Source organism: Rhodobacter sp. P2_H5 (genome assembly GCF_056403335.1).
The window spans coordinates 17,636-33,851 of sequence record NZ_JBFUFS010000030.1; the positions used below are offsets into that span (position 1 = coordinate 17,636).

The window sequence follows — 16,216 nt, forward strand, 5'->3', positions numbered from 1 at the left end:
TCATGATCGAGCTGGAAAACCTGACCAAGGCCTATTGGTACCGGGGTCACCCGAAGTACGTGGCGCGCAACATCAACGCCGTCATCCCCAGTGGGGTGAAGGTGGCGCTGATGGGGCGCAATGGCGCGGGCAAATCCACCCTGCTCAGCATGATCGCGGGCAGCCTCAACCCCGACCGGGGCAGGGTGAAGGTGACCGGCTCGCTGTCCTGGCCGATCGGGCTGGTCGGCTGCATCCAGGGCGAGCTGACCGGGGCGCAGAACGTCAAGTTCATCGCCCGGGTCTACGGCGTGGACACCGACGAGCTGACCGAGTTCGTGGCCGAATTTGCCGAACTGGGGATGAACTACTACGAGCCGGTGCGGACCTATTCCTCGGGGATGCGCGCCAGGCTGAATTTCGGCATGTCGATGGGGATCAAGTTCGACACCTTCCTGATCGACGAGGTCCATGCCGTCGGCGACAACAATTTCAAGGCCAAGAGCAAGCAGGTCTTTGATGATCGCCTCGCCGAGGCGGGCCTGATCATGGTGTCGCACTCCAACAGCCTGATGCGGTCGCTCTGCACATCGGGCGCGGTTCTGGAACATGGCGTCCTGACCTTCTACGACGACATCGAGGAGGCGCTGGAGGTCCATTCCCGCAACATGCTGACCGATGGCATCCACAGTCTGTCCGACGAATTGCTGGAGTAGGGCTGCGGTCAATCTGTGGGCAAAATGCCCCAGCGACCGGCGGAACCGCCCGCTCTCGCCCGGTTGGCGGGTCCGGGGACTCGACAACTTTGCCGCGCTGCGGCACTACCTGCCGCAAGGATTTTAGGTCGGGCAGGAATGAGGTGATCGAATGCATGTGATCGTAACGGGTGGTGCTGGGTACATCGGGGCACATGCCTGCAAAGCGCTGAAACGTGCGGGCTTCACGCCGGTCACCTTCGACAACCTCACGACCGGCTGGGGCGAGGCGGTCAAGTTCGGCCCGCTGTTCAAGGGTGACCTCTTGGACCGCGCCGCACTGGACGCCTGCTTTGCGCAGTACAAGCCGGTGGCCGTGATGCACTTTGCCGCCCTGTCGCTGGTGGGTGAATCAATGACAAACCCGGGCAAATACTGGCGGACCAATGTGAACGGCTCGCTCAACCTGATCGAGGCGACCTTGGCCGCCGGGGTGAAGAATTTCGTCTTCTCCTCGACCTGTGCCACCTATGGCGAGCTCGACGGCGTGGCGCTGGACGAAGACACCCCGCAGACCCCGATCAACGCCTATGGCGGATCGAAGCGCGCCATCGAGATGATGCTGCGCGATTTCGAGAAAAGCTCGGGCCTCAATTCGGTGATCTATCGCTATTTCAACGTGGCCGGCGCCGATCCGGAGGGTGAGATCGGCGAACAGCATATCCCCGAAACCCACCTGATCCCGCTGATGCTGGACGCGATCGAGGGCAAGCGCCCGGCGCTGACCGTCTTCGGTTCCGATTACAACACGCCCGACGGCACCTGCATCCGCGATTATGTCCATGTGATGGATCTGGTCGATGCCCATATCCTCGGCCTGCGCTGGCTTCTGGATGGCAAGGGCAGCCGGGTGTTCTGCCTTGGCTCCGGCAAAGGCTTCTCGGTCCGCGAGGTGATCGAGGCGAGCCGCGTCGTCACCAACCGTGAAGTGCCGATCATCGAGGGCCAGCGCCGGGCCGGGGATGCGACCTCGCTGGTCTGCGGCTCGACCCGGGCGGTCAATGAACTCGGCTGGACGCCGAACCGGTCGACCCTGACCCAGATGATCGGCGACGCGCTGGTCTGGAGCCGGAAGCCCGCCTACCAGAGCTGATCAGATCACCTTCAGGTCGTGCGCCTGGGTCGACAGGCGCGTGGCATCGAAGCTAGCGGGGACATCGGCGATCAGCAGCGCCGGGCCGGTGCCGGCCTGCGCCAAAGCCTCGCCATAGGGATCGGCGATCAGCGACAGGCCGACGTAATCCAGATCGCCCTCGGTGCCGCAGTAATTGGCGTAGACGATGGTCAGCCCATGGTTGGCCGCCATCGCGGGCACGGTCGCTTTCGCCACATGGGTGAAGGGCGCCATATTGGCCGTGGGGCAGAGGATCACTTCGACCCCCTTGGCCGCCAGCGCCGCGATATGGGGCGCAAATTCAATGTCGTAGCAGATCAGAAGCGCCGCCTTGACGCCGTCCAGATCAAAGGTGGCATAGGCCGCACCGGGCGTGAACAGCGCCTGTTCGCGCGGGCCGTAAAGCTGGACCTTGCGGTAATGCGCAAGTTCCTCTCCCTGCGGCCCGAAGGCCACGGCGGAATTGTAAAGGCGGTCACCTTCCCGTTCGGCATAGCCCACGACCAGGCCGCAGCCCACCGCCTTGGCCATGGCGGCAAGGCGCAGGTGCCATTCCCCGCCGCGCGGTTGCGCGATTTCGGGCAGGTTGTCCTGATTGTAGCCCGGCAGGTAAAGCTCCGGCGCCACCAGCACCTTTGCGCCCATGGCCGCGGCGGCGCCAAGCGCCTGGCCGATGCAGGCAAAACCCGCCTCAACGTTACCTGCGGGAGAATGGCCCTGCCACAGGGCGATGCGGTATGTCTGTTCCATGCCCCACAGAAGCAGAGCCCGCCGCCGCCCGCAAGCCTTTCGCTTGCGGCAGAAATCGCGATACTGGCCAAAATGGAGGCCCTTATGGACAGGCTCGGCCCGGAGCGCATGTTTCTGACGGTGGTGGAAACCGGCAGCTTTGCCGCCGCCGCCACAAGGCTGGGCACCGGATCGGGTCAGGCGTCAAAGCTGGTGGCCCGGCTGGAGGCCGATCTGGGCGTCAAGCTGTTGAACCGCACCACCCGCGCCCTGTCCCTGACCGAGGCGGGCCAGGCCTATGCCGAACGGCTGCGGATGCTGATCGAGGGGCTGGATGACCTGCAGACCGAGGTGCAGAACGCCGCGATCAGCCCGCGTGGCCTGATCCGTCTGGCGGTTCCGCTCAGCTTTGGCACGACGCGGCTGGCGCCGCTTCTGGCGCGGTTCGCCGTGGAATACCCGGAAATCGGGCTGGAGGTGCATTTCGCCGACCGCATCGTCAACCTGGTGGAAGAGGGGTATGACGCCGCGATCCGCGTCGGCAACCCGACCGATGCGACCCTGACGGGCCGCAAGCTCTGTTCGGCGCAGCTGCTGGTCGTGGCCTCGCCGGCCTACCTGGCCGCCCACCCCTGGCCGAAGGTGCCCGCCGATCTGGCGCAGCATCCCTGCATCATCGACCTGAACCTGCGCGAGCCCTATCGCTGGCCCTTTCGCGATGGCAAGGTCACGGTGAGCGGGCGGCTGGCCTTCTCCAACGCCACCGCCTGCCTTGCCGCGACCGAGGCGGGTCTGGGTATTGCCCGGATCCCCGATTTCATCGCGGAAACCGCCGTGGCCACCGGGCGGGTGGTGCCCCTGTTGCAGGACCACGAATTGCCGCCGCTTGGTGTGCACGCGCTCTATCCCTCGGGGCGGCATTTACCGGCCAAGCTGCGGGTGATGATCGACTTCATGGCCAGGGTTTTGCGGTAGTCTCTTCCATTTTGGAAGTAATGACCTTCCATTGGGTAGGATTGTTAGTTGAGGTGGAAGGGTGCATCTCTGCTCCATCAAGAACCCCACAAGGATCTCCATCATGACCACCGCGTCTGTTCCCTTCGCCTCCGACCGTTCCGCTGATGTGGGCATTGCCCTGCTGCGTGCCACCAGCGGCCTCTACTTCTTCATCCACGGCGCCATCAAGCTGTTCATCTTCACCCCGGCTGGCACCGCGGGCTATTTCAACTCGATCGGCCTGCCGAGCTTCCTCGCCTATCTGACCATCCTGGTTGAAATCGTGGGCGGCCTGCTGCTGATCGCCGGCTTCAAGACCCGCATCGTCTCGCTCATCATGATCCCGGTTCTGCTGGGCGCGGCCTACTTCGGCCACGGCGGCAACGGCTTCACCTTCTCCAACCCGAATGGCGGCTGGGAATACCCGGTGTTCTGGGCCGTCGCCATGGCCGCCCAAGCGCTGATCGGTGGCGGTGCCTATTCGGCCGACAAGCGTTAGCGCGTGCTGGGGGTGGCTTCGGCCGCCCCCGTTTTCTTGCCTATTCCTTTCAGGAGAAGCCCATGTCCACCGCCTCTGCCCCTGTTGAAATCGGCTCGGTCGCGCTGACCGTGAACGATCTGCCGAAGATGGCCAAGTTCTACGAGGACCTTCTCGGCCTGAACCGCCTGTCGAGCGATGGGGCCACGGTGCGGCTGGGCGCGGGGCAGAAAGTGCTTCTGGAGCTGCGCGGCGACAAGGCTGCCCGCCACGGCTCGCCGCGTGAGGCGGGTCTGTTTCACACCGCGTTCCTGATGCCGTCACGGGCGGCGCTGGGCGCCTGGCTGATCCATTCCGCCGAAACCCGGGTGCCGCTGCAAGGCGCCTCGGATCACCTCGTCTCCGAGGCGATTTACCTTGGCGACCCGGAAGGCAACGGGATCGAGGTCTATGCCGACCGACCGCGCATGACCTGGTACAACCCCGACGGCAGCATCAAGATGGCGACCGAGGGGCTGGATCTGAACGACGTCGCCCGCTCTGCCAAGGCGGCCTATGCCGGCGCGCCCGAGGGGCTGGTGGTGGGCCATGTCCACCTGCAGGTTGGCAATGTGCCCGAGGCCGAGAAATTCTACCGTGATGTCATCGGGCTGCCGGTCACCTCGCATTACCCGGGAGCGGCCTTCTATGGCTCGGGCGGCTATCACCACCATATCGCGACCAATATCTGGAACAGCCGCGGCGCCAAGGCGCGCAGCTTCCCCGCAACCGGGCTGGCCGAACTGACCTTGCTGGCCGATGAGGTCGAACATGCGGCCATCGTGGCGCGCGGCGGGTCGGATCAGTTGGCCGATCCCTGGGGCACGCCCATCACCATCCAGAAGAAGGCTTTGTGACATGCTGGTCGATGGCAAATGGCAAGAGGCCTGGCAACCGGTTCAGGCCAAGGATGAAAAGGGCGGTTTCGTCCGCCAGATCTCCAGCTTCCGCAACTGGGTGACGGTGGACGGCTCTGCCGGCCCGACCGGCACCGGCGGGTTCAAGGCCGAGGCGGGGCGCTATCACCTCTATGTGGCACTGATCTGCCCCTGGGCCAGCCGCACCCTGATCGCCCGCAAGCTCAAGGGGCTGGAGGAGGTCATTTCCGTCTCGGTCGTCGAACCCGTGCTGACCGACGAGGGCTGGCGCTTTGGCACCTATCCGGGGGCGAACCTCGATACGCTGAATGGTGCGACCTATATGCACCAGATCTACACCAAGGCCGACCCGCATTATACCGGGCGGGCGACGGTGCCGGTTCTGTGGGACAAGAAGCTGGACACGATGGTGTCGAACGAATCCGCCGATATCGTGCGGATGTTCAACGCGGGCTTCGGCGCCCTGGCCTCCGGCCCCGATCTGTATCCGGCGGCGCTGGCCGCAGAGATCGACGCGCTGAACGATGTGATCTATCCGGGTCTGAACAACGGCGTCTACCGGGCCGGCTTTGCCACCACCCAGATCGCCTATGACGAGGCCTTTGCCACCGTCTTTGCGACCCTGGATGATCTTGAGGCGCGTCTGGCCGATGGCAGGCCCTTCCTGCATGGGCAGGACCTGACCGAGACCGACATCCGCGCCTTCGTGACGCTGGTGCGCTTTGATGCGGCCTATCACGGCATCTTCAAATGCAACCTGCGCCGGATCAAGGATTACCCGCATTTGCAGGCCTTCTTGGAGCGGGTTCTGGCGCTGCCCGGTGTGGCGGAAACGGTCAGCATCGACCATATCAAGCAGGGCTATTACTCGATCAAGACCCTGAATCCGAACGGCATCGTGCCGCGCGGCCCGGATCTGCCCTGGGCGCGGGGGCTGGCATGAAGACGCTGGTCCTGATGCTGCATGGGGTCGGCTCCACCGGGGCCGATCTGGCCCCCTTGGCGCCGCATCTGGCGGCAAGCCTGCCCGGCGCCGCCTTTCTGTCGCCGGATGGGACCGAGCCCTTTGACGGCGGCGGGCGGGCGCGGCAGTGGTTTTCGATCGCCGGTGTGACCGAGGCGAACCGCCCGGCGCGGGTTGTCGCGGCGCGGCCGGCGCTGGATGCGCTGATCGATGCGGCGGTGGCCGAAAGCGGGGCGGATCGGGTGATCCTGATCGGGTTCTCGCAAGGTGCGATCATGGCGCTGGACGCCCTTGCACGCGGTAAGGTGGCCGAGGTCGTGGCCTTTGCCGGACGGCTGGCCTTTGACGGCACGCCGGCCCCGCAACCCGGCGCCCGCGCGCTTCTGGTGGGCGGGACGGCGGATTCTGTCATGCCGCACATGCTAAGCCTGGAGGCGGGCGACAGGTTGAAAGCGGCGGGTGTCGCGGCAGAGGTCGTCATCCTGCCCGGTGCCCCCCATACGATCACCGGCGAGGGGCTTTCCGCCGCGCAGCACTTCCTCGCGCGCGGCTAGGCCTTCGCCCGGTCAGGGTTGCCGCGCCACCATCCGCACCAGTTCGGCGAAGGGCACCGGGCGCGAGAAGAGATAACCCTGGAACTCGTCACAGAAGTTGTCCTGCAGCCATTGGCGCTGCACCTCGGTTTCGACCCCCTCGGCCACGATCCGCGCCCCGAAGGCGCGGGCGATGGTCATCACCCCGGTGACCAGCAGGCGAAAATCCTTGTGGGCGATCAGGGTGCGGTCGATCTTGATGCAGGAAATCGGATAGCGCGTCAGGCTGGCAAGGTTGGAATAGGCAGTGCCGAAATCGTCAATCGCCAGTTTGTAGCCCAGTTCCGAGATCTGCATCAGCACGCGCTGCAGGCGCCGGTCGGTTTCGACCAGGATGTTCTCGGTGATCTCCAGCTCGATATCGCCCGCCCCGGCGTCGATGGTCGGGCGCAGCTGGCGCAGGAGCGCCAGAAAGGACGGGTCGGCGAATTGCCGGGGTGAGACATTGACCGACAGGTTGATCGAAGCCCCGCCCTGCCGCAGGGTGACCAGATGGCGCGCCGCCTCGCGCAGGGCCCAGCGGCCGACGGCCGAGATGCGGCCCGTCGCCTCGGCAATCGGGATGAACTCGTCGGGCAAGACCGGCCCCCCGGTGGGCGAGTTCAGCCGGATCAGCGCCTCCGCCGCGACGATCCGGCCGGTCTTGAAGCAGACGCGGGGCTGGTAGAACAGTTCAAGCCGGTTGCGGCTCAAGGCCTCGCGCAGTTCGTTGTCGACCTGCAGGAAGCGCTGGCTGCGTTCCGCCAGTTCGGGGCGGAAGACCCGCACCGCATTGCCGCCGCTGCCCTTGGCGTCGAACAGCGCAAGATCCGCCTTGCGCAGCAATTCGTCGAAGGTCACCCGCCCGGCCTCGGCCACGCTGAGCCCGATGCTGGCCGAAACGCTGAGGTCATAGTTGTCCACGATGAGCGGGCGGCGCAACTCCTTCAGCACGGCGGTGCCGACGCGCAGGAAGGCCCGCTCGCCCTCGGCCGAGCATAGAAGGCAGCAGAATTCATCGCCGCCCAGCCGTGACAAAAGCGCGTCTTCGGGCAGGGCCGCACTCAGCCGCAGGCCGATTTCGCGCAGCAGCTCGTCGCCTGCGGCATGGCCCAGCGTGTCGTTGACGAATTTGAAGCGGTCGATGTCCAACAGCAACAGCGCCACCGGCTGGCCGCGGCGCACCGAATCCTCGATGAACTTGGCCGCCGACAGCGCCAGATAGGTCCGGTTGTGCAGGCCGGTCAGCCCGTCCTGGGTGGCGAGCATGGCCAGCTCGCGCTTGGCCACCTGCTGTTCGGTGACGTCGATTTCGGTGATCAGGAAATTGCGCCGCCCCTCGATCGGATCATAGCTTTGCCGGATCTCGACCTCGTGGATGCGCACCCCGCGTGATGTGGCGACCTCGCTCAGATAGGTGCCCTCGGCGTCGAAACTCGGCGCTTCGGCCAGGATCTCGCGCAGCACCGGGTTGATGAACCGGGTGAGGGCGGATTTCTCGGTGGCGGGAAAGGCGCGGCGCGCGGCGGGGTTGGCATAGGTGCATTCGCCCGAGGCCGCATAGGTGGTGACCATCACCGCGGTGTAAAGCAGGGCCTGCGAACTGCGCCGCAGGTTCAGATCCTGCCGCCCGATCGCCTGCGCCTCGCAGAGCATGGCCATGCGACCGTCGGGCAAAAGGCAACCGCGGAACCGGCAGGACAGGACGCGCGGCTTGCCGTTGGGGAAAAGCGTCCATTGCTCGTCATAGTGCTCGCCCAGCCGAAACCCGGCCTGGAATTGCCGCAGACGCACCCGGACCGAGGTGGACATGTCCAAGGACATATCCCTTTGGCGCAATTCGGCCAGCGAGGCTGCCGACCAGATCTCCAGCGCGGGGCCATTGGCCCAGATCACCCGCGAACCGTCGATATCAAAGACCCAGACCGGAAAGCGGCTGTTCTGGAAAGCTTCGACCTGGGTAAAGGCCAGGGCCGTTCCGGCAGGGGAGGCGGCAGGCCCTTCGCCACTCCCCTCCGGTTCGCGCAATTGGGCCAAAGAACTACGCCTAAGGTTGAGGGTTCACGGAAAATGCACCAAACACGGCCAGATTAGCCGCTTCTTTCCAAATTGCGAGCGTATTTTGCGAATTGCGGCGCTGTGTTACAGCTTTCGGTTGCGGGGCTTGAACCGTGCCGGAAAAGCCCGCAGCAGCGCGAAAATCAGGCCTCCTGCCCCGGGGTTGCGGCGCGGCGCAGTTCCTCCTTGACGCGGGCCACCATGAAATCGGTGAAAAGGCGGATCTTGCTGTCCTTGGCGCTGCGGTGTTGCGACAGCAGCGAAAGCTGGGTCGGCAGCGGCGGGGTGGCCAGCGCCACCGGCACCAGACGCCCGGCGCGCAGCGCATCGGCCACTTCGAACACCGGTTTCAGCACGATGCCGCGCCCGTCCAGCGCCCAACCGGTCAGCACATCGCCATCGTCGGATTCGAACGGCCCGGAGATTTCGAACCGGCGCGGCCCCTCGGGGGTTTGCAGGGTCCACTGGAACTCTTTCGCGCCGGGAAAGCGCAGGTTCAGGCAATCATGCCGGTCGCGCACCAGGGCCGCGCCATCCGCCGGCATGCCGCGGCGTTCGATATAGGCCGGGGCGGCACACAGCAGGCGCGGGCAATCGGCGATGAGGCGGACCTTGAGCGTCGAATCCTCCAGCGTGCCCAGGTGGAAAGCCAGATCCAGGCCTTCGGCCGTCATGTCGATCACCCGGTCCGACAGGCGCAGGCGGATGTCGATGGCGGGGTAAAGGTCCTTGAAGGCCGGCACATGCGGCGCGATGAAACGCCGCCCGATCCCCAGGGGTGCTGCCACAAAGACCACGCCACGCGGGTTCTGCGCCACCTCCATCACCGAGGCATCGGCGGCGTCGATCGCCTCCAGCACCTTCAGGGCGCCATCGTAGAAGATCCGGCCATTCTCGGTCGGTTGCAGGCTGCGGGTGGTGCGGTTGAAGAGACGGATGCCGAGGTGCTTTTCCAGTTCCGAGATTCGGGCCGAGGCCACGGCGGGCGAGGTGCGCTGATCGCGCGCCGCTGCCGACATCGAGGACAATTCATAGACCCGCACGAACATGCGTAAATTGTTCACATAGGACATCGGCGCTTTGGCCCTTTTGCATTTTTTGAAAGTGATCCGGCATTTGCAGGATTAACAGAAGAGTGCGGCGCGGTATAGATTTTTGCCAAAGCGATGGGGGCCTGGGATGCATGATTGGGTGGTGCTGTGGGATTGGGTGCAGATCGCGGTGCGCTGGCTGCATGTGATCACGGCGATGGCCTGGATCGGGTCGAGCTTCTATTTCATCGCGCTGGATCTGGGCCTGCGCAAGGATGTCCCCTTGCCGCCCGGTGCTGCGGGTGAGGAATGGCAGGTCCACGGGGGTGGCTTCTACCACATCCAGAAGTATCTGGTCGCTCCCGCCGCGCTGCCCGAGCATCTGATCTGGTTCAAATGGGAAAGCTACACGACCTGGCTGTCCGGCTTCGCCATGCTGGTGCTGGTCTATTACATGGGGGCGCAGTTCTTCCTGATCGACCCCGAGGTGCTGGACCTGACCGTCTGGCAGGCGGTGGCGATCTCGCTCGCCTCGCTGGCCTTTGGCTGGCTGGCCTACACCACGATCTGCCGGGTTTTCGTCAATGCCAACCAGACGGCGGTGATGGTGGCGCTGTTCGTGCTTTTGGTCGCGATGAGCTGGTTTTACGTCCATGTCTTCTCGGGTCGGGCGGCGCTTCTGCATCTGGGGGCCTTCACCGCCTCGATCATGTCGGGCAACGTGTTTTTCGTCATCATGCCCAATCAGCGTGTGGTGGTGGCCGATCTGAAGGCGGGCCGGGTGCCGGATGCCAAATACGGCAAGATCGCCAAGCAGCGCAGCACGCATAACAACTACCTGACGCTGCCGGTCATCTTCCTGATGCTGTCGAACCACTATCCGCTGATCTTTGCGACGAAGTATAACTGGATCATCGCCAGCCTGGTCTTCCTGATGGGCGTCACGATCCGGCATTGGTTCAACACCCGCCACGCCAAGCAGGGCAGCCCGCACTGGACCTGGGCGGTCACCGGCGTCTTGTTCCTGCTGATCGCCTGGCTGTCGACCGCGCCGATGACCCATGCGCAGGAGGAGGCCAAGCTGGAAGGCCCGGCGCTGGTCTATGCCAGCGCCTCGGGATTTGACGATGTGGTCAGCATCGTGCAGGGCCGCTGTTCCATGTGCCATGCCCGCGAGCCGGGGTATGAGGGGATCACCTGGGCGCCCAAGGGCGTTGTCCTCGAAACCCCCTCCGACATCGCGCGCGAGGCGCGGCGGATTTATGAACAGGCCGGGATCACCCATGCCATGCCCCCCGCCAACCTGTCCTTCATCGAGCCGCAAGAGCGGGCGGCGATCGTCAAATGGTTCCGCGGCGCCGGGCTTGCCGCCGGAATTGACGGCTGAACGCCGACGGATCTTCCCCAGCCGGTCGTACAAGTCTCATGAGGGGCGCAGAGGGCCTGTCATAGTGGACCTGCCATAGTGAGCTCGTCGGAGTAGTCTTTTGCCTGCGGACTGGTGTGGATAACCAGAACGTGTGCGAAAAGATCGGCTGCTGCGTTGACCTCGGCCCGCTTCGCGCAAAGATAGCACTTGAAGGGGTTGCGGCCCGGTTAATCAGGAGACTGCCCGCGTGTCCTTTTGGAAACAGCTTGTACTGGCCTTGGTCCTGATTGTGGTGGCGGGCTATGCCGGGCTGAAACTGTCGCCGGGCGCTGCGGGCTTTGTGGCAAGCCATGGCTTTTCGGGGCCGCTGCGGGCGCTTGGCCTGCTGGGCGCGCCTGCGGAGTCCCCGGCAGGGCAGGCGGGCGCTGGCCCGGCTGCGGGGGCTGCTCCGGCGGCGGGGGCTGGCAAGGGGCGGGTCGCCAAGGTGCGGGTGCGCGAGGCCGGACAGCAGGTGATCAACGACAAGGTGACGGCGCTGGGCACCAGTGCCGCCCTGCAATCGGTGATGGTCATGCCCAAGGCCAGCGGCACCCTGACCGAGATCCTGGTCCAGTCCGGCGCGCATGTCGAAGCGGGCCAGCTGATCGCCCGGCTCGATTCCACCGTGCAGGAGATCGCCCGCGACAAGGCCCGGCTGGCGGTCGATGATGCCAACCGCACGGTCGAACGCAACCACGCCCTGGTGCAAAGCAATGCCGCCCCCGCGACCCAGACCCAGGCGGTGGAGCTTGCGGCGCAGCTGGCCGTGCTGAACCTGCGCGCCGCCGAGCAGGACCTGGCCGACCGCAGCATCCTGGCGCCGATCTCGGGCGTGGTGGGGATCCTCAAGATCAACCCCGGGAATGCGGTGACGGCGCAGACCGAACTGGTCTCGATCGAGGATTCCTCGGCGCTGGTGGTGAATTTCTGGCTGCCCGAGCGGCTGGTGGGCAAGGTCAAGGTCGGGGCCGATGCGGCGCTGGTGCCGGTGGCGCATCCCGATCAGACTCTGTCGGCGCGGGTCTCCTCGATCGACAACCAGATCGACCCGGCCAGCGGCACCTTCCAGGTCCAGGCCGAGGTCGCCAACCGCGACGGCAATCTGCAACCCGGCATGGGCTGCACCGTGCTGATGACCTTTCCGGGCGAAAGCTTTGTGACGGTGGACCCGTTGTCGGTGCAATGGGGCTCGGACGGGGCCTATGTCTGGCGCGTGGTCACGGATGCGGGCGGCGCGGCCAAGGTGGAGAAGATCGCGGTCCGCATCATGCAGCGCAACACCGAAAGCGTTCTGGTGGCGGGCGCGCTGAAACCCGGCGATGTTCTGGTGACCGAGGGACTGGACGGATTGAAATCCGGGGCCACGGTGCAGCTGTCGGGCGATCATGCCGCCACCGGGGCGGGAAACTAGGCCATGGCAGAGGGGGAGAAGCTTCAGCAGGGGGCGGCGCTAGCGGCCCTGTTCGTGCGGCGTCCGGTTCTTGCCTTCGTGATCAATGCGATGATCTTTGTCGCGGGTCTTGCCGCCCTGTTGGGCCTGCAGGTCCAGCAACTGCCCAATGTCAGCCGCCCGGTGCTGACCATCAGCACCAATTACCCCGGCGCTGCAGCCGATACGGTCGACAGCTCGATCACCGCGCTGATCGAGGGGGCGGTGGCGCGAGTCTCGGGCGTGACGGGGCTGTCCTCGACCTCGCGCTATGGCCAAAGCCGGACGACGGTGGAGTTTTCCGCCGCGACCGACCTGAACGTGGCGGCCTCGGACACGCGGGATGCGGTGTCGCGGCTGCGCTCCTCCTTGCCGACGGATGCCAAGGACCCGGTGGTGGTCAAGGCCGACAGCAACGCGCAAGCCATCCTGCAGATCGCCGTCACCTCCGAGACGATGGGCGTCGGACCCCTGACCGACCTGATCGACAACACGGTCATCGACCGGCTGCGCGCGGTGGATGGCGTGGCCGATATCCAGACCTATGGCGATGCGGCGCAGATCCTGACGGTGGACATCAACCCGGCGGCGCTGGCTTCGCGCGGGTTGACCATGGCCGATGTCAGCCAGGCGCTGGCCGATGTGTCCTATGACAGCCCGGCCGGCACGCTGAACGCCACGAACCAGAACATCATCGTGCGCGCCACGGCCAAGGTGGTGACGCTGGACCAGATCGCCGCCTTGAACATCAGCAAGGCGGTCAAGCTTTCCGATGTGGCGACAGCCTTTCTGGCCCCGAACCCCGGCGGCACCAAGCTGAGCTCGGGCGGGCGGGCCGGGGTTGGTCTGGGCGTGATCGGGCAGGCCCAATCCAACACGATCGACATTTCCAACGGCATCCAGCGCGCGCTGGAGACGCTCCGCCCCAACCTGCCGCCCGGCGTGCGGATGGAGATCACCTCGGATGACGCGGTCTTCATCAAGGGCGCCGTGGCCGAGGTCGTCCGCTCGATGGCGATTTCGGTGGTGGTGGTCACGGCGATCATCTTCCTGTTCCTGCGCGACTGGCGCGCCACGCTGATCCCCGCCGTCTCGATGCCCATCGCCCTGTCGGGGGCGCTGGCGGGGCTGTACCTCGCCGGGTTCTCGATCAACATTCTGACGCTGCTGGCCCTGGTTCTGGCCACCGGGCTTGTGGTCGATGACGCCATCGTGGTGCTGGAAAACATCGTCCGCCTCAGGCGCGAGGGGCAGGGGCCGCGCGCCGCCGCGGTGACCGGCACGCAGGAGGTCTATTTCGCCGTCCTCTCCACCTCGGTCACGCTGGCGGCGGTGTTCATCCCGATCTCCTTCCTGCCCGGGCAGGTCGGAGCCCTGTTCCGCGAGTTCGGTATCACGTTGGCCATCGCGGTCATGGTCTCCACCGTGGTGGCGCTGTCGCTGGCGCCGATGATGGCGGCCAAGGCCCTGAAGCGCACGCCGGGGCAGAGCAATGGCCCGGTGGCGCGGCTGGGTGCGGCGATTGCGCGGCTTTATGGCCGCCTGTTGCACAGCGCGCTGAACGTGCCGTGGCTGATCATGCTGGCGGCGGGGCTTTTCGCGCTGTTCGCGGCGCTGGCCTTCCCGGCGCTGAAGCAGGAACTGACCCCGCCCGAGGACCGCAGCCGCGTTCTGGTCAGCGTGCAGGCGCCGACGAATGTGAGCCTCGACTACACCACCGCCCAGATCAACCGGATCGAAGAGCTTCTGGCCCCGTTGAAAGAGGCGGGCGAGGTGGCCAATGTCTTTGCCATCACCGGTTTCGGCGGCTCGACCAACCGGGCCTTCATGTCGATCTCGCTGGTGCCGCAGGACCAGCGCCACCGCAATCAGCAGGCGATCGCCGCCGATATCACCAAGGCGATTGCCCAGGTGCCGGGGGTGCGGGCCACGACGATCCAGCCCAACAGCCTGAACATCCGCGGCGGCGGCAACGGGCTGCAATTCGCGCTGGTGGGCACGAATTATGACACGCTGGCCAAGGCCTCGGATGTGACGGTCGGGGCGCTGTCGGCGGACGCGCGCTTTGGTCAGGTCCGGTCAAGCTATGATGCGACGCAGGCGCAGGTCACCGTGCAGATCGACCGCATCCGCGCCGCCCAGCTTGGGGTCGACGTGACCGGCCTTGGCACCACCCTGCAGGCCATGCTCGATGGCAAGCCGATGGGCGACATAGACCTCGGCGGCGTGACCTACCCGGTCTATCTGCAATCGACGAGCCAGCCGATCAACGACCCGACCGACCTGCAGAACATCTTCGTGCGGGCCGGCGATGGCCGCTTCATCCCGATGGCCACCCTGGTCGAGCTGAGCGAGGGGGCCTCCTCGCCCTCGCTCAACCGCGAGTCGCAGCAAAGGGCGGTGGATATCAGCGCCGGCCTCAGCGACGGCTTCCCGATCGGCGATGGCTATGATCAGGCCCGCGCCATCCTTCTGCCTTTGCTGCCGCCCGGCGTGTCGATCATCCCCCTGGCCGAGGCCGCGACCATCGGCCAGAACTCGGGCGGGCTGGCCACGACCTTCGGCTTTGCGGCGCTGGTGATCCTGATGGTGCTGGCCGCCCAGTTCGAAAGCTTCGTCAGCGCCGCGATCATCATGGTCACGGTGCCCTTCGGTCTGGCCTGCGGCGTCTATGCCCTGCTGCTCACCGGCGGCTCCCTGAATGTCTATTCCGAGATCGGCCTCGTGCTTCTGGTCGGCATCATGGCCAAGAACGGGATTTTGGTGGTGGAATTCGCCAATCAGCTGCGCGACGAAGGGCAAAGCGTACGCGAGGCCATCCAGCAGGCGAGCCTCGTGCGCTTGCGTCCCATCATGATGACCAAGCTTTCCACCATCCTCGGCGCCCTTCCCCTGGTCTTTGCCGAGGGCCCGGGGGCCGAGGCGCGGGTGGCGCTCGGCTGGGTCATCGTGGGCGCCCTGGGCTTTGCCGCGCTTTCGACCCTGTTCCTGACGCCTGCGACCTATCTGCTGGTCGCCCCCTTCAGCAAACCCCGCTCGCACGAGCAGGTCCGGCTGGAACACGAGATGCTGGCGGCCTCGGCCCGCGCCGCGGAAACCGCCGCGGATTAAGGGGCCGCGCCGCCTTCCGATGATGATGCCAGACGCAAAGGACACCGGACATGCCCATGCAGATCAAGGATTCCGTCTTGCCCGAGGGCAGGATGACTGTGCAGGTCTTTCACCCCGAGGGCGGCGGGGCGCGGACCGGGGTCATCCTCTACATGGATGCTTTCGGCCCCCGGCCGGCGCTGTCCCTCATGGCCGAAAGGTTCGCGGCGCTGGGCCATGTGGTGCTGGTGCCCGACCTCTTCTACCGCTTCGGCGCCTATGGCCCCTTCGATACCGCGACCGCCTTCAGGAATGAGGCCAGCCGCGCCGCGCTGATGCGGATGATCACCGGCACGTCACAGGCCCAGACCATCGCGGACACGGCGGTGCTGCTGCAGATCCTGGCGGAAGCGGGCGCCACCGGTCCCATCGCTGCGGTGGGCTACTGCATGGTAAGCGGTGCGACGGCCCCGTGGTTCCGGGGCGAAGGTCTTTCGGGCATGCCGCCCTGCAACTGAGTTTGCAGGAGTTTGGCAGTGGAACACCAAAATGAGCACCGGATGGAGGTTCCCAGTCGCAAGGGAGTTTCGCGCATCGAGGTTCTGGATGGGCCAACCGGGCGGCGGCGTTGGCCGGATGATCTGAAGGCACGGGTTGTGGCCGAGAGCCTGGCTCCCGGGGCGCGTGTTTGTGATG

The 16,216-nt window shown here is 65.6% G+C and carries 14 protein-coding genes; 11 read left to right on the plus strand and 3 right to left on the minus strand.

What is annotated here, in order from left to right; translation table 11 throughout:
• The first annotated feature begins 2 nt into the window (after positions 1 to 2).
• A complete protein-coding gene (locus tag AC1DVR_RS22265; RefSeq protein ID WP_478002818.1) occupies positions 3 to 695 on the plus strand; it encodes an ABC transporter ATP-binding protein in 693 nt (230 codons plus the stop codon).
• Between the two features lie 151 nt (positions 696 to 846).
• On the plus strand, positions 847 to 1,827 hold the full coding sequence (gene galE, locus AC1DVR_RS22270) for a UDP-glucose 4-epimerase GalE (RefSeq protein ID WP_478002819.1): 981 nt from the start codon (positions 847 to 849) through the stop codon (positions 1,825 to 1,827).
• On the opposite strand, the gene AC1DVR_RS22275 is transcribed toward galE, so the two are convergent.
• Positions 1,828 to 2,598, minus strand: coding sequence for a carbon-nitrogen hydrolase family protein (locus AC1DVR_RS22275; protein WP_478002820.1), 771 nt, complete (start codon positions 2,596 to 2,598; stop codon positions 1,828 to 1,830).
• A gap of 84 nt (positions 2,599 to 2,682) precedes the next feature.
• On the opposite strand from AC1DVR_RS22275, the gene AC1DVR_RS22280 reads away from it, so the two are divergent.
• The 5 genes from AC1DVR_RS22280 (at position 2,683) to AC1DVR_RS22300 (ending at position 6,486) form a co-directional block, all read left to right on the plus strand.
• Complete coding sequence (locus AC1DVR_RS22280; RefSeq protein ID WP_478002821.1) at positions 2,683 to 3,552, plus strand: LysR family transcriptional regulator; 870 nt, start codon at positions 2,683 to 2,685, stop codon at positions 3,550 to 3,552.
• A gap of 103 nt (positions 3,553 to 3,655) precedes the next feature.
• Entirely contained in the window at positions 3,656 to 4,072 is a 417-nt protein-coding gene (locus AC1DVR_RS22285; RefSeq protein ID WP_478002822.1) for a DoxX family protein, read from the plus strand.
• Between the two features lie 62 nt (positions 4,073 to 4,134).
• Positions 4,135 to 4,947, plus strand: a complete 813-nt coding sequence (locus AC1DVR_RS22290; RefSeq protein WP_478002823.1) for a VOC family protein — start codon at positions 4,135 to 4,137, stop codon at positions 4,945 to 4,947.
• Between the two features lies 1 nt (position 4,948).
• Positions 4,949 to 5,911, plus strand: a complete 963-nt coding sequence (locus AC1DVR_RS22295) for a glutathione S-transferase family protein (protein ID WP_478002824.1) — start codon at positions 4,949 to 4,951, stop codon at positions 5,909 to 5,911.
• Positions 5,908 to 6,486: an alpha/beta hydrolase gene (locus AC1DVR_RS22300; RefSeq protein WP_478002825.1), complete on the plus strand. Its 579-nt coding sequence runs from the start codon at positions 5,908 to 5,910 to the stop codon at positions 6,484 to 6,486. The genes AC1DVR_RS22295 and AC1DVR_RS22300 overlap by 4 nt, the downstream gene beginning before the upstream one ends.
• A 12-nt stretch (positions 6,487 to 6,498) precedes the next feature.
• Here AC1DVR_RS22300 and AC1DVR_RS22305 read toward each other — a convergent pair whose 3' ends face one another.
• Both AC1DVR_RS22305 and AC1DVR_RS22310 read right to left on the minus strand, forming a co-directional pair.
• Positions 6,499 to 8,541, minus strand: coding sequence for a putative bifunctional diguanylate cyclase/phosphodiesterase (locus AC1DVR_RS22305; RefSeq protein WP_478002826.1), 2,043 nt, complete (start codon positions 8,539 to 8,541; stop codon positions 6,499 to 6,501).
• 164 nt (positions 8,542 to 8,705) lie between these two features.
• Positions 8,706 to 9,635 (minus strand): LysR family transcriptional regulator, encoded by a 930-nt coding sequence (locus tag AC1DVR_RS22310; protein WP_478002827.1) that lies wholly within the window; start codon positions 9,633 to 9,635, stop codon positions 8,706 to 8,708.
• Between the two features lie 106 nt (positions 9,636 to 9,741).
• Here AC1DVR_RS22310 and AC1DVR_RS22315 point away from each other — a divergent pair, with 106 nt between their 5' ends.
• From AC1DVR_RS22315 to AC1DVR_RS22330, 4 genes are all read left to right on the plus strand, one after another.
• Complete coding sequence (locus tag AC1DVR_RS22315; RefSeq protein ID WP_478002828.1) at positions 9,742 to 10,980, plus strand: urate hydroxylase PuuD; 1,239 nt, start codon at positions 9,742 to 9,744, stop codon at positions 10,978 to 10,980.
• Positions 10,981 to 11,209: 229 nt separating this feature from the next.
• Positions 11,210 to 12,412 (plus strand): efflux RND transporter periplasmic adaptor subunit, encoded by a 1,203-nt coding sequence (locus AC1DVR_RS22320; protein WP_478002829.1) that lies wholly within the window; start codon positions 11,210 to 11,212, stop codon positions 12,410 to 12,412.
• 3 nt (positions 12,413 to 12,415) lie between these two features.
• Positions 12,416 to 15,541 (plus strand): efflux RND transporter permease subunit, encoded by a 3,126-nt coding sequence (locus AC1DVR_RS22325; protein WP_478002830.1) that lies wholly within the window; start codon positions 12,416 to 12,418, stop codon positions 15,539 to 15,541.
• Between the two features lie 50 nt (positions 15,542 to 15,591).
• Positions 15,592 to 16,038, plus strand: a complete 447-nt coding sequence (locus tag AC1DVR_RS22330; protein WP_478002831.1) for a dienelactone hydrolase family protein — start codon at positions 15,592 to 15,594, stop codon at positions 16,036 to 16,038.
• The last annotated feature ends 178 nt before the right edge of the window (positions 16,039 to 16,216 follow it).